This is a genomic window from Sinobaca sp. H24 (assembly GCF_023845525.1).
Map to the genome: position 1 here is coordinate 130,775 of NZ_JALBWT010000007.1, position 12,908 is coordinate 143,682.

Annotated in this window: 13 protein-coding genes and 1 pseudogene; 6 read left to right on the top strand and 8 right to left on the bottom strand. The window is 44.7% G+C overall.

Translation table 11 applies throughout. From position 1 onward, the window contains the following. The first annotated feature begins 88 nt into the window (after nt 1-88). The 4 genes from MMY81_RS11945 to MMY81_RS11960 all read left to right on the top strand — a co-directional run bounded on the left by MMY81_RS11945 (nt 89) and on the right by MMY81_RS11960 (nt 3,245). Nucleotides 89-673 (top strand): GNAT family N-acetyltransferase, encoded by a 585-nt coding sequence (locus MMY81_RS11945; protein WP_252313080.1) that lies wholly within the window; start codon nt 89-91, stop codon nt 671-673. Nucleotides 674-746: 73 nt separating this feature from the next. Continuing rightward, nucleotides 747-1,664 carry a hypothetical protein gene (locus MMY81_RS11950; RefSeq protein WP_252313081.1) on the top strand — a complete coding sequence of 306 codons (918 nt, stop codon included), beginning with the start codon at nt 747-749 and terminating at the stop codon, nt 1,662-1,664. Between the two features lie 98 nt (nt 1,665-1,762). After that, nucleotides 1,763-2,626, top strand: coding sequence for a GAF domain-containing protein (locus MMY81_RS11955; RefSeq protein ID WP_252313082.1), 864 nt, complete (start codon nt 1,763-1,765; stop codon nt 2,624-2,626). Between the two features lie 61 nt (nt 2,627-2,687). Beyond that, on the top strand, nt 2,688-3,245 hold the full coding sequence (locus MMY81_RS11960) for a GNAT family N-acetyltransferase (RefSeq protein WP_252313083.1): 558 nt from the start codon (nt 2,688-2,690) through the stop codon (nt 3,243-3,245). Nucleotides 3,246-3,276: 31 nt separating this feature from the next. On the opposite strand, the gene MMY81_RS11965 is transcribed toward MMY81_RS11960, so the two are convergent. The 8 genes and pseudogenes from MMY81_RS11965 to uvsE form a co-directional block, all read right to left on the bottom strand. After that, nucleotides 3,277-3,903: a Fic/DOC family protein gene (locus MMY81_RS11965; protein WP_252313084.1), complete on the bottom strand. Its 627-nt coding sequence runs from the start codon at nt 3,901-3,903 to the stop codon at nt 3,277-3,279. Nucleotides 3,904-3,906: 3 nt separating this feature from the next. After that, the gene (locus MMY81_RS11970; protein ID WP_170146882.1) at nt 3,907-4,071 is read right to left on the bottom strand and encodes an antitoxin VbhA family protein; all 165 of its coding nucleotides are present in this window, start codon (nt 4,069-4,071) and stop codon (nt 3,907-3,909) included. Nucleotides 4,072-4,248: 177 nt separating this feature from the next. Continuing rightward, entirely contained in the window at nt 4,249-5,040 is a 792-nt protein-coding gene (locus MMY81_RS11975; RefSeq protein WP_252313085.1) for a PhzF family phenazine biosynthesis protein, read from the bottom strand. A gap of 27 nt (nt 5,041-5,067) precedes the next feature. Further along, entirely contained in the window at nt 5,068-6,462 is a 1,395-nt protein-coding gene (locus tag MMY81_RS11980) for a YfcC family protein (RefSeq protein WP_252313086.1), read from the bottom strand. Between the two features lie 121 nt (nt 6,463-6,583). Beyond that, nucleotides 6,584-8,386 carry an MMPL family transporter gene (locus MMY81_RS11985; protein WP_252313087.1) on the bottom strand — a complete coding sequence of 601 codons (1,803 nt, stop codon included), beginning with the start codon at nt 8,384-8,386 and terminating at the stop codon, nt 6,584-6,586. A 32-nt stretch (nt 8,387-8,418) separates the two neighbouring features. Next, nucleotides 8,419-9,588 (bottom strand): MMPL family transporter, encoded by a 1,170-nt coding sequence (locus MMY81_RS11990; protein WP_252313088.1) that lies wholly within the window; start codon nt 9,586-9,588, stop codon nt 8,419-8,421. Between the two features lie 23 nt (nt 9,589-9,611). Further along, nucleotides 9,612-10,049 carry a MarR family winged helix-turn-helix transcriptional regulator gene (locus MMY81_RS11995; RefSeq protein ID WP_120192992.1) on the bottom strand — a complete coding sequence of 146 codons (438 nt, stop codon included), beginning with the start codon at nt 10,047-10,049 and terminating at the stop codon, nt 9,612-9,614. Between the two features lie 100 nt (nt 10,050-10,149). Further along, nucleotides 10,150-11,105: pseudogene (gene uvsE, locus MMY81_RS12000) on the bottom strand (UV DNA damage repair endonuclease UvsE). Nucleotides 11,106-11,231: 126 nt separating this feature from the next. Between uvsE and MMY81_RS12005 the strand changes: the two are divergent. After that, nucleotides 11,232-12,041, top strand: a complete 810-nt coding sequence (locus MMY81_RS12005) for an SGNH/GDSL hydrolase family protein (protein ID WP_252313089.1) — start codon at nt 11,232-11,234, stop codon at nt 12,039-12,041. Nucleotides 12,042-12,111: 70 nt separating this feature from the next. Next, a complete protein-coding gene (locus MMY81_RS12010; RefSeq protein ID WP_252313090.1) occupies nt 12,112-12,870 on the top strand; it encodes an IclR family transcriptional regulator in 759 nt (252 codons plus the stop codon). Nucleotides 12,871-12,908: the final 38 nt, after the last annotated feature.

Sequence of the window (12,908 nt, forward strand, 5' to 3'; positions counted from 1 at the left end):
AAATTAGTTATGATAAAAACCTATAATAAGACAAAATACCTACATTGAATAGATGAGAGTCCGAACGCAAACATGAAGGAGGAATAGCATGAGACAAAAAAAAGGGTATTTCCAGGAACAGCCTCTATTCTATCTGCGTACTTTAAAAGAAGAAGATGCAGCTGATGTGTGGAGCTATTTATCCAGGGCGGAAGTAGTAGAGCACTATGGAATGGAACCGCTCCGCAGCGTTCAGGAGGCGGTGGAGGAAATTCAGTGGTATCATGATATAGAATCCGACGGAACCGGATGCCGGTTTGGTATTGTGCTGCAGGACCAGGAACGGGTAATTGGAAGCTGCGGTTTTCACAATTGGCATCAAAAAAGCGGCCGGGCAGAAGTGGCGATGGAACTTCATCCATCATTCTGGGGGCTTCATATCATGACTCATGCAATGCATGTTATATTAGAGTATGGCTTTCGTTCGATGAACCTGGAAGTCGTTACTGCACTTGTAAAAAGGGAAAATCTTTCTTCTCAGCGATTAATGGAAAAACTGGACTTTCAGCAGGCTTCCGTAGTAAAAGATGGCGTATATACTTACTATGCAGCAAAAAAGAACCGGCAGTTAATAAAAGACGAGGAACGGTGTTTTTCCATCTGGAAACAAAAGCCGAGAGCTTTTATAACGTAAATAAATCTACAGTGCCTGAAGCACAGCAGCGGGAGAATTCAGAAAACTATTATTTATATAGGGGTTAGAGATCATGAAAAAAGTATACATACATGTTGGGTTTCATAAAACAGCCACAACGTTTTTACAGCGTCGCATTTATCCAAAAATGCAGAACGTTACTCATATTAAAAATAAGCATATCAGTGAAACACTTTACGACATCCGCCTGAAATCCTTAACAGATGGAAATATCGAGTTGATACGGGAACGTTTTGAAAAATGGGAAGAAGGAAAACCGCTGTTAATCTCATACGAAGGACTGTCCGGCAGTCCTTTTTCGCAGAAGCGGTCCAAACAGCAGAAATCTGTATTACAAGACCTTCGGAGGGTGTTTCCAGCGGATTCCTACGATGTGCGCATCATTATTGGAATTCGGGAGCAGGTAAAGCTGGTTACTTCTTTGTATCTCCAGTATATTCATCAGGGCGGCACCAATAAGCCGGAAAATTATTTTAAGGACATGCAGGAATACGGTGTGCTGGATCATTTTTATTATGATCGTTACCTGGAAATGGTAGAAGACATTTTTGGTCAAGGCAGCTATTACTGTATGGTATATGAAACATTTAATGAGGATATTAACAAAGGTCTCAAGGATCTGCTTGCATATATGGGAGAAGATATGGTCCCTTCTTATTCCAACACCCATGTAAACCGGAGTTTTGGGGCGGCCCAGGCCAAAGTGGGAAGACGCCTGAATTACTTGTTTAAAACAAACCTTAACCCTAATGGGAAACTTCCGATCCGGCGTTTTCCTGTAATAGGCAAGGTTTCTCCAAGACGGATTCTCCAAAGCAAAGCGAGCTTTAAAGTTCACTATAAACGCTACATGCTGCCTGAATCGCTTCATTTAATGCTGAAAGAAAAATATGTAGACAGCAACCGGCGTCTAAAAGAGAAGTATAAGGTAAAGCTGCCGGAAAATTACGCTCCCTCTTCCAGGAAATAATTGGCTGAGAGGTTATGTATTACAATTTAGACTAAATATAGTAAGATAAACAAAGTAATAATATATAGTCTATCATGATAAAAAGAAAGGTACCTATTATGCTATTAAATACGGAAGCACAGCCGTCCGCCCCGATTCTTCAGACGTTTGAAGAAGCTACAGCCAATATACTGCAGTTAATGAGTGAATTTATAGATATTAATACGTTGTTTATTGCTAGAAATGACGGCAGCCATAACGAAATGATAAAAGTACTGAATGTCGAAGCGCCGCTGCTCGAAGAAGGAGACATTACTCCCTTTAAAGAGACGTTCTGCTATTTGAGCGTAGAGCGGGGCTCGGATGTTTATGTAATAGAAGATTTAAACGCCCATGCATCAACCAGACAGCTGGAAGTAACCAAGCAGCTTGGCGGAGGCTCTTTTATCGGTATACCGGTCTATTACGGCGATGGAGAAAATTATGGAACCATCTGCGGCATTGATACGAAGCAATTTGAGTTCACAGAAAAACACCGCGAATTATTTAAAGCAATGGCTTCTATGCTGACTCACGTAATTGAAATCGAAAAGGCCCATGAGCAGATTTTAAGCCTTTCTGCTCCGCTCGTTCCGATTACAGAAGGAGTGGCCATACTGCCCATTATTGGCGATGTGAATGAAAAGCGGGCAGACAGTATTATTCATACTGCCCTTACAAAAAGCAAAGAGTATAACCTTGATTACCTTATTATCGATCTTTCCGGTATTTTAAGCATAAACAATCAAGTGGGAGCTCATTTGTTAAAGATTATTAAAATTCTTGATCTTATTGGTGTGGAGCCGATTTTAACAGGTATTCGTCCGGATCTTGCCATTAAAGCCATTGGGATGGATGTGAAAGAAGACCTTAAGCAGACCAAAATTGTCGGAACGCTGGAACAGGCCCTGCATAATATTGGTTTTTATCTGGCTAAAAAATAAAAAAAACAACAGCCGGTGTAAACCAGCGGCTGTTTGTTATACATAAAAAAGGAGGCAGCCTATGTTCCTTTATAAAGTGGATAACGACCTGCAGCTCAAGCTGCTTTCGTATGAAGATGCCCCGGCTGTATTTGCGATGACAGAGGAGTCGAGGCAGTATTTAAGAGAATGGCTTCCCTGGCTTGACGCTATAACAAAAGAAGAAGATACAAAAGCGTATATCCGATCTTCTTTATACGGATATGCCGAAGGAAGGCAGATGAACACCCTTATTCTCTATCAAGGCCGCCCTGCCGGGGTTGCCGGTTTTAACCAGATTGATGCCAGTAACCGCACGGCTTATATTGGCTATTGGCTTCATCAGCCGTTTCAAGGTTTTGGGATTATGACAAAGGCAGCACGGGCCCTTACCGACTATGCCATAAAAGAACTGGGAATGAACCGGGTGGAAATTTCGGCAGCGGTTAAAAACCAGAAAAGCCGGGCCGTAGCAGAAAAGGCAGGATACAGTTATGAAGGCACAAGACGTCAGTCAGAATGGCTGTATGATCATTTTGTCGACCACGCGGTCTATGGAATTCTGGCAGAAGAGTGGGAAATAAATAAAGCGAAGAGCTGACAGATTTTTAAATGAAGAAGAGAACAGCTGATCAGCTGTTCTCTTCTTCGTCGTAGCGGATTCGTTCTTTTAAGGCAGTATCTACTGTATCGTTTTTAATAATAGCCATAAGTGCGTCCTTTGCCATGGTGTAGTCATCGACAACGCTTGCTTCAAACAGCTTTTCCCGGCGCTCATCAATATAATCCATTTCAAATCCATGGTATAAAGCAAGCTGTCGGATAAACTCCCGCTGCGTCCGTCCGTTTCCTTCCCGGAAAGGGTGAATATAATTCAGGTCAGTATAAATTACAGCGGCAGCGTCAGAGAATGCTTCTTTTGTCTTAAATCCTCCAGTGTTCATCTTTACAAGACGCTTTTCTAAATCACCCAGTCCAATGTGAAGAAAAGACGTGGCAAGAAAATTGGTAGAACCTTTCTGAATCTGTACGGTCCGCCATTCTCCAGCCCATTCATATAAATCCTGAAAAATATGATAATGAATGTCCTGAATATGCTTTCTGTTAAAAGAGCCCGTGACCCGCCTGCTGTTGTAAAGCTCTACCATCCGTTTCAGCGTGAGATATTTCTCTGCCTGCTCGAGTTCTTCTTTGTTTCGTATGTTCAGCTTGTTTTTTAGAACGTTTGTACCGGGATACATATATGTGTGCTGAGTCATCGGTCAGGCTTTCTTTTCTTTGATCATCTGCAGAATTTCTTCACGGGAGATATGACCTCTGCAGAAATCTTCGGCGATTTTCATTTCATGGGCAGAGTAAGTGAAGCCTTCCATTTCCATGGAGGCAAGCGCATTATCAAATGCCTTGTTTTTCTCGACGACTGACATGAAAAACCTCCTGAAATCCAGTGTATATTCCTCCTCTATTATACCATAAACTCCCGTTAAATGGGGGAAAGGGCTGAAGGAGGGGAGTCCCGGGAAGCGTTAATTAGATGCAGAAAACAGAAAGAACGATACAAAAAAAGCTCCCTCTATTTGTAAAACAGAGGAAGCTTTTTGTCGTTAGAAAAAGAGAGTACTTTCTAGAACGGTAACGGCGGATCCGGCAATCAAACAGCGGTCTTTTTCAATAGTAATGAATAGATCTCCTCCGCGGCTGGATGCCTGTCTAGCTGAAAAAGAAGATTTGTGCAGACGCTTCTCCCAAAACGGTGCTAGCCCGCAGTGGGCAGAACCGGTTACAGGGTCTTCTTCTACGCCAAGTGCCGGATAAAAACAGCGGGAAACAAAATCATATTTTTCCTGACTGCTTCCGGCAGTTAAGATAACGCCCCGTGCATCAAGCTCCAGAAAACGACGAGTATCCGGTTTGGCCTGAAAAACAGCTTCTTCATCGGTCGTTTCCACGATATATTCCAGCCTGTTTTTTTCTATGCTTACAACAGGTACGGAAAGGCTGTCCAGCAGGACATCGGGAATCGAACATTCACCCGGCATTTCTACCGGGAAATCAAGGATGATCCGTCCCTGGTCGTAAGAGGCAGATAATAATCCGCTTTTTGTATGAAAATATAATACCTGATCAAAAGGCACAGAATCCTGCTCCCATAAGATATGAGCGGAGGCGAGAGTCGCATGGCCGCATAGATCAACTTCCGACGAGGGTGTGAACCAGCGGAGCTGATAATGAAAAGGTTCGGACTCTTTTACTAAAAAAGCAGTTTCCGATAAGTTCATTTCCATAGCCGTCTTCTGCATCCACATGTCTTCTGCGGGCTTTTCCAGCAGGCAGACGGCGGCCGGATTTCCGGCAAAGGGTTCGTTTGTAAAAGCATCAACTGTATATATTTTCATTCATGTCAGCCTTCTTTCTCATAAACATTAAAAGGGGCCCCACCCGATAAGAACACCAATCGTTAACGTAACGACCGCTATACCGGCCCAAATACAGAATAATGGAAATACCCAGCGTGCCCAGGTGGTCCAGGGTACGCCTGCGACGGCAAGGCTTGCCATTAAAATACCAGAGGTAGGGAAAATAATATTGGTTAACCCGTCTCCGAACTGAAAAGCCTGCACAGCGACCTGGCGGGTTACGCCAACCATATCTGCCAGAGGCACGAGCATAGGCATCGCGATCATGGCCTGGCCGCTGCCGGAGTTTACTAGGAAGTTGAGTACTCCGTTGGCGCCAAACATTCCGAGTGCAGCAAGTACAGGAGGCATGGTTTCCAGGGGAACGGCGAGGCCGTAAACGATCGTATCGAGCACGGTTCCTTCCTCAAGCATCACAATAATAGCACGGGCAAGCCCGACAACGAGCGCTCCGTAAGCGAGCTTTTGTATTCCCTGCAGAAAGGTGAGAGCTATCGTATTGTAGTGCATACCGGCAATGACCCCGCAGCTCAGACCGAGGAAGACGAAAAATGCCGCCATGTGATTGATGGTCCAGCCGAGTTGAATCGAGCCGTATACAAAGAAAATAAGTCCCGCTCCGATAAAGCAGAGTATTGCTTTATGGCGCCGCGTAAATGGAGCTTCCAGGCCTTCTGTTTCTTCCTCTTCATAAACATTCATTAAACTTTTAGAAGGATCTTTAAGAATACGCTTTGTGTACCTCCATATGTAGAAAATCGTTACGTATAATATCAATACAAAAACGATAATACGCAGCAACAGTCCGGAAAACAGAGGCAGGTCGGCAATATCCTGGGCGATGCCAAGGGTATAGGGATTAATAAAACCTACATTAAATCCGGCAAAGTTAGCTCCGAACGTAATAGCTACTGCCACAATAGGATCAAGCTTCAACGTACGCGCGATAATAATACCTATAACCACAAAGGCGATAACGGCGTTGGCGACCGCTCCAACCGCTCCTCCAAGCGCAAAAATAGTACAGATGGAAGCAATCATCCAGAACTCTTTTCCCTGGGTAAGAGAAACGGCGCGGTGAATACCGCCCCGCAGAGCACCGGAGCGTTCAATAATCTCAAAGGCGCCGCCGGTGAACAGCACCATGAAAATGATGTCAGCCGATTCCACCATTCCCATTTGTATCGCATAGAAAAAATCCATAAGACCTACATTGCCGGCTTCGGTAAAAGAAAAGGTTCCCGGTACCACCCGTTCTACTCCGTCTACTGTCTCCCGCTCAAAAGAGCCGGAAGGAAGCAGGTATGTTAAAAGAAAAGCAAACAACAGCACGCCAAATAAAATCACATATGTATCAGGCATTTCCCATCTTTTTTTAGGGTGGTGTGCTGGTTCATTCATAATAGACCTCCCTTATATTCAGAATATAACAACAGATTATATAGGAAAACACAAAAGATGACAAATTGGTACATAAATAAATACCCCGGCTTTCTATATAGAAAGACCGGGGTATGCACAATTATTCTTTTTTGGTTTTAGGCTTTCTCGGCTCTTCCAAACTGATAATCGCTGTGACTAATAGAGGAAGTATAATCAGGCCGAAGAGGAGAAGCCCCGTTACTACCCCTGTACCTACCTGCATCAGTGTTAGAACACCGGAAGGAATCATGGCGCCGAACGTACCGCACAGAATAATAACGGCTGTAATAATAACAGTTCCCATTTTAATCATTGCCTGCATCATGCCTTCACGGACACCCAGGCCGGCTTCCTCCTGGTATCTGTCGAACAGGAAGATAGAATAGTCGACTCCGAGTGCTATGAGCATAATGAAAGTAAAGAAGTGAACGGGCCACATAATACCCGGATAGCCCAGTCCATTGACGAATATCATTTCGGTAATGCCCATGGACGTATAGTAGGTGAGCAGAAGTGCACCCAGTATGACTATCGGCTTAAATAAAGAACGCAGTAAAATGGCCAGAACAATAAACAGCCCGATTAAAATAATCGTAATCGTGTGTGTAAAGTCTGCGCTTGAAATTTCCTCCAGATCAGCATTGGAGCTTGAAACCCCGCTGTAGGAAATTTCCGCATTTTCAAATGGTGTACCCTGCACCTGCTGGCTGACCAGCTGCTTAATGTCTTCGGTGGCATCGATAGCTTCAAGTGAGTAAGGATCGGCAGCCAGGCTGACGCTCATAGTCATGCCTTCTTCCGAGGCAAAGATATACGTATCAAGAGATTCTTGGAAGTCATCGTTGTTAAGAAATTCTTCCGGTACAAATACACCGGTGCCCCGCACGTAAGATGCTTCAGAAATATCCTGCGTAAACGTCTGCGCGTCTTCGAGTCCAGTGTTGACTTCACCAAGTCCGTTGTTTGCTTCCGCAACGCCATCCTGAAGCTGTTCAATGCCGGAAGCAAGGCCGCCTGCACCTTCTTCTAGTGTGCCTGCACCTTCCTGCAGTTCAGAGGCACCGTCTGCAAGCTGTTCATTTGCAGCCGTTACCTCTTCGAGCCCGTTTTGGATCTCCCCAAGAGCGGCAGACAGTTCACCGGCTCCTGCCGTTAGCTCATTAATACCGTCACTTAACGCATCCAGCTGGGCGGAAGCCTGCTGCTGCTGAGCCGTCAGCTGTTCATTACCTTCAGCAAGGCCGGCTTCTACTTCAGCAAGGGCAGCCTGAAGGGCAGCTGTTTGTTCAGCTACGGCAGTAATTTCCTCCGGTGATTGAGCCTGCTGAAGCTGGCCGGGGATAGCTGCGAGCTGGCCATTGATTTGGTTCAACGCTGCTACAGGTTCATCCAGTGCCCCGCCGGCCGCTTCCTGGCCTTCAGGAAGTCCGGCTTCAATGCTTTCCAATCCTGCTTCCAATTCCTCTGCACCAGACTGAACTTCCCCAAGGCTTCCGGTGATTTCGTTTAAGCCGTTGTTTACCTCGGTAAAGCCGGCATCGAGTTCAGACAGACCATTTTCCAGTTCGCCGATTCCAGTTTCTAAGTCTGAGGCTCCAGAGCTGGTTTCATCAAAGCCACTGTCTGCCTCATCCAGGCCTTCTTCAATGGACGTCAGGCCATTACGGGCTTCATCGAGCCCTTCAGAGACGGTCTCCATTTGATTATCTACATAGATCTCGTCAATAATGGAGCCGGCCGGCCGTGTAACGCTCCGGACTTCCGATACATCTTCAGATTCAGCAATAGCTGCAGATAATGCTTCGGTATAGGCCATTGTTTCCTCATTAATGAGGTTATCATCTCCATCAATAATAATTTCAAGAGGCAGAGCCTGACCTTCCCCGAAGGCGTCTGCGATCACTTCAAGTCCATCCAGTGACTGTGTGCCGCCGCTTATTTCGTCTGTATTGTTATAGAAGTATTGTTGTCATACGTTAAAATAAAAGGAAGCGTAATCGCCGCTACAAGAAGCAGGGAAAGGACCGGGCGGAAAATAGAAAGCCGGCCCAGCTGTTTCCAGAGTTTGTTATGGCTGTGTGATGCAGGTTTTTTAGAAGGCCAGAACATTTTTTCCTTTAAAACGGCCATAAAGAACGGCAACAGCAGATAAAGGACTAATACTAATATGAATACACCGATAGCTACGCTGACTGTAGCCTGATACATCGCGAATTCAGCAAAGCCCAAAGCCGCAAAGCCGACAAAGACAGCAAGTCCGCTGAAAAACAGCGTCTTTCCAGCCGTTTTGTAGGTGTGAATAATGGCTTCATGCGTGTCTTTACCGGATGCAAGTTCTTCCCGGTAGCGGCTGAGAAGCAGAATACAATAATCTGTTCCTATGCCAAACAGTACGGCAACGAGAAATACCTGCGTATAGGTCGTAACCGGAAACCCAAACCATTCTCCAAGAAATCCCACCACCGACTGACTTAATAAAAAGGCAATGGCGACAGAGAAGAGTGGAATAAGCGGAGCTACGAGCGACCGGAAGACAAGGACGAGAAGAGATAGAATCAGCAGTACGGTAATAACCTCTGTTCGCTCCAGGCCTTCCTGGGTCTGTTCGTCTATTTCATGGCTGATAATGGAATTCCCGGTAATATAGGAATCAGCACCCTCAGGAGCAGTCAGCTCCTCAATGTCTTCAGAAGCAGCAATGGATTCATCGCTTCCTCCGTCAATGCTGATAGGAATCAGTACGACATTTTCATCTTCAGAAACGAGCTGTTCCCGTGTGTTCTCACTCTCCAGAGGATCGGTTACGCTGCTGACATTAGCCACCAGCTCCCCATCCTGAATATCTTCGATGTAGCGGGCCAGCTCTTCTTCCTGCTGCCCGGTTAAAGCATCTTCCCATTCAAGAACAATACTAATGGTTTCGCCGCTTTCTCCTTCAGCCTCGAGTACATCACCTGCAATTTGGGAACTCATGTCAGAAGGAAGCTGAAACCCGTCCTGTTCTCCGGCTATATCCGATAAGCTGGGCGATATAAAAACAGAAACAACCGTAATAATCAGCAAAAGAGAGGCAATAAGCCATCTGAATTTTAATATAGTACGCATCGATAAACCCCTTTAAATATAGATTAGTTTTTTTGGAAAATATCTTTCACTTTTTCAAACGTAGCAATAAGCTGATCAAGCTCTTCGTCTTTTATGTCACCTAATAAATGGCTTAAGTATTCATCTACCTGCGCAGAAATGACGACGTAGGCTTCTGTCCCTTGATCTGTTAACTTTACATGCTTGACGCGCTGGTCTTTATCTTCCTGGATAAATACGATATCGCCACGGTCGCTTAATTTTTTCAAACGGTTGGAGATGGCGCTTTTGTGGATGCCAAGCATCGACTGCAGTTCTTTTGACGTCAGTGAATGGTGGGTGTGAAGCAGTTCAAGAACTTTCATCTGCTCAATAGAAAATTCACCCTGAATTTCATAATTAATATGTTCATATACTTTATTTTTTCCATATACCATCACGTCGCTGAACAATTCAGTTGCGCGCTGAAGCTTTTGATTCATATTAGTATACCCCCTAAACTAAAAGAAGTTTACCCCATAAACTTATTTAAGTCAATAAAAAAACCATCTTTTTACAAGATGGCTGAATAGGTGAAATATATCAGAGCTTAAGAACGGCAGCGGCGGTTCGTTTAACGCCGCGTGCGGCTGATAAATCTTCGGTCAGCTTTAGGGCAGCAAGGTCTTTCGCTTTGGCTTCGACCATGAAATCCACCGACGTGTTTAATCTACGGAGTTCTTTCATCATTGGCTCAAGAAATGCTGAATCTACATAATCCGCGTGGCTCCGGAACTCTTTTTCCGTTTTGGGGGAAGAAGCATGGATTTTGGGAGGAAGGCCGGTTTTATCCCAGGTTTTGAAAAAACGCAGAAGAAGGCTGCTTAATTCTTCTTCGTCGCTGTGGTTTGCTGCAAAGTGATGATAATCAAACATAAGAGGAATGTCCTCTTTTTCGCAGATGTCCAACACTTCAGAAGTTGTATAGGTTTTGTCGTCATTTTCCAGCGTCATCTGTTTTTTAATGGGGCCGGAAGGGATTTAAGGTTCTCGTGAAACCTTTCCACAGCGGCACTTTTATTTCCGTAAGCCCCGCCCACATGAAGATTAATATAAGTGTCTTTTTCTATTTCCATCGCCTTCATCATTTCATAATGATATTCCATGTCTTTAACTGCGTTTTCTGTAACTTCCGGCTTATCACTTGTAAACAGCGTAAACTGATTGGGGTGAAAGCTTGGACGGATATCGTGTTTTTTTACAAGTGCACCAATTTCTTTATATAGATCTGTAAATGGTGTAATGTAATCCCAGGCAGCTTCTTTGTGTGTAGCAAGAGGCACGAGCGCAGAAGAAAAGCGAAAAAGCTTGATTTCCTGGGCTGCGTTATAATGAAGCATACGGATGGTGTTTGTTAAATTTTTTTCGACAGCCTGATGTAGTTTATCTTTTCTTTCAGCGGGGGAATATGCTTTCCAACGGGAAAGGGTTACCGTGCTTGCGGGGGTTGCTTCCCAGAGATGAAGTGACTGCGATACGTAGCCAATACGGATGATCATTGTAAAAACTCCTTTGGGGATTTTGATGGAAATATTTTCATGAATGTAATAGCATATACAAATAACGAAATGAATACAGTATTTCATCTATTCCCTCTCAGGGAAAAAGATAACAGAGATTAATGAATGCAGAAAAATAAAGGAGCAACGAATGTGTTAAAAAGAAGATGGGCAGCCTTTGCGGCATTGCTGCTGCTGGGCGCAGGGGCATATTTCCTCTATCAGATGGTCTATAAAGGTGATGCAGAAGAACAAAGGCAGCAGGAAGACGAGCTTGCAGAAGAAGAAACCGGAAGAGGGGACTACATGGAATTTTTTGAGCAGCAGGCACAGGAAAACGGTGAGCTGCGGGTAGCTGTTATCGGGAGCAGTGTAGCCAGAGGAATGGGAGCAAGTTCCACCGCAACGAGCTGGGCCGGCTTATTAAAAAGCGATCTCGAATCAAGAGAAGAGCTCAGCGAAACAACAATTACCTTCGGGAATTTTGGAATGAATGGCTATAAAGCGAATGACCTGCTTGAACAAGGTATAGTAGACAGCCTGATTCAAGCGCGTCCTGACTTTATTGTATTTGAAACGAGCGTGATTAACAGCTACCGGCAGGGAGAAGCGCTGGATACAACAGTGGAATCTATTGATACGTTAATGAAGCAGCTGGAAGCAGAGCTGCCGGAAGCAGAAATTGTTGTTATCTCTCCCAACCCGCTTGAAACATCTTCCGCAAATATTAGAGGTAATACATATTTGGATTATCTAACGGAGACTCAGGAGCATATTATAGAGAACGAATGGAATTATGTAGACAGCTACACAGAGATAGAAGCAGAACGGCAGGAACAGGGTTATGACATTGATGATATTCTTGATGACGGCGTTCATCCAAACGATACAGGATACAGCATGTGGTATAACGTGCTGGAGAGGTATTTATTTTAATACCGCAGGAAGCTGCACAGCTTGTGCTATACTAGACCCAAAAAACGCTGCCAAAGAGGAGGCTTTCCCCATGGTTAAGTCGGTGGACCGGGCATTGCAAATGATAGCTGTTATCAGCACGCATAAAGAAGGAATAGGGGTAACCGGCTTAGCAGAGAAAATAGGGGTAACAAAAAGCGCAGCTTTTAAAATACTTACTACTCTGGTAGAGCACGGTTATGCAGAACAGGATAGAACGACAAAAAAGTACAAGCTCGGCTACAAATACCTGGAACTGAGTTCTCTTCTTCTCGAATCTATGGATATCCGGACACTGGCCCGCCCTTTTCTACAGGAGTTGGAAGAAGAGACAAATGAAGTGATTCATCTTGTGGTGATGGACCAGGAGCAGATGGTATACATCGACAAGCTGGAAGGGTATGAGACGCTTCGTATGCATTCAAAGGTAGGAAGACGGGCGCCGGGTCATTGTACAAGTGCAGGTAAAATGATTCTGGCCCATCTTTCTCCCGAAGAAGTAGAGCACGTGCTGCGGGAGCAGGGGATGGAGCCGCACACTCCCTACACCATTACCGATAAAGGAGTTTTGCTAAAAGAACTCGAAGCAGTAAGAAACAGGGGATATGCAGTAGAGGAGCAGGAAAATGAGCTGGGTATTACGTGTATAGCGGCACCGGTGTTTGATAATAAAAAAAAGATTACAGGAGCGGTGAGTATTTCCGGTCCTTCCATCCGAATGTCCAAAGAGCGGATTCAGAAGATCAGTCCGCTTCTCATAGATGTAACAAGCCGCATATCTTCAAGACTTGGCTATATTAAAGCAATATAAGATCTGCCGGGATGCTTTATGCTCCCGGTTTTTTTTGC

Excerpts from the sequence above, each read along its gene's own strand:
- MMY81_RS11990 (WP_252313088.1), bottom strand. The coding sequence starts at position 9,588 with ATGCGTACTATATTAAAATTCAGATGGCTTATTGCCTCTCTTTTGCTG.
- MMY81_RS11965 (WP_252313084.1), bottom strand. The coding sequence starts at position 3,903 with ATGACTCAGCACACATATATGTATCCCGGTACAAACGTTCTAAAAAAC.
- MMY81_RS11975 (WP_252313085.1), bottom strand. The coding sequence starts at position 5,040 with ATGAAAATATATACAGTTGATGCTTTTACAAACGAACCCTTTGCCGGA.
- MMY81_RS11970 (WP_170146882.1), bottom strand. The coding sequence starts at position 4,071 with ATGTCAGTCGTCGAGAAAAACAAGGCATTTGATAATGCGCTTGCCTCC.
- MMY81_RS11995 (WP_120192992.1), bottom strand. The coding sequence starts at position 10,049 with ATGAATCAAAAGCTTCAGCGCGCAACTGAATTGTTCAGCGACGTGATG.
- MMY81_RS11945 (WP_252313080.1), top strand. The coding sequence starts at position 89 with ATGAGACAAAAAAAAGGGTATTTCCAGGAACAGCCTCTATTCTATCTG.
- MMY81_RS11980 (WP_252313086.1), bottom strand. The coding sequence starts at position 6,462 with ATGAATGAACCAGCACACCACCCTAAAAAAAGATGGGAAATGCCTGAT.
- MMY81_RS12010 (WP_252313090.1), top strand. The coding sequence starts at position 12,112 with ATGGTTAAGTCGGTGGACCGGGCATTGCAAATGATAGCTGTTATCAGC.
- MMY81_RS11950 (WP_252313081.1), top strand. The coding sequence starts at position 747 with ATGAAAAAAGTATACATACATGTTGGGTTTCATAAAACAGCCACAACG.
- MMY81_RS12005 (WP_252313089.1), top strand. The coding sequence starts at position 11,232 with ATGCAGAAAAATAAAGGAGCAACGAATGTGTTAAAAAGAAGATGGGCA.
- MMY81_RS11960 (WP_252313083.1), top strand. The coding sequence starts at position 2,688 with ATGTTCCTTTATAAAGTGGATAACGACCTGCAGCTCAAGCTGCTTTCG.
- MMY81_RS11955 (WP_252313082.1), top strand. The coding sequence starts at position 1,763 with ATGCTATTAAATACGGAAGCACAGCCGTCCGCCCCGATTCTTCAGACG.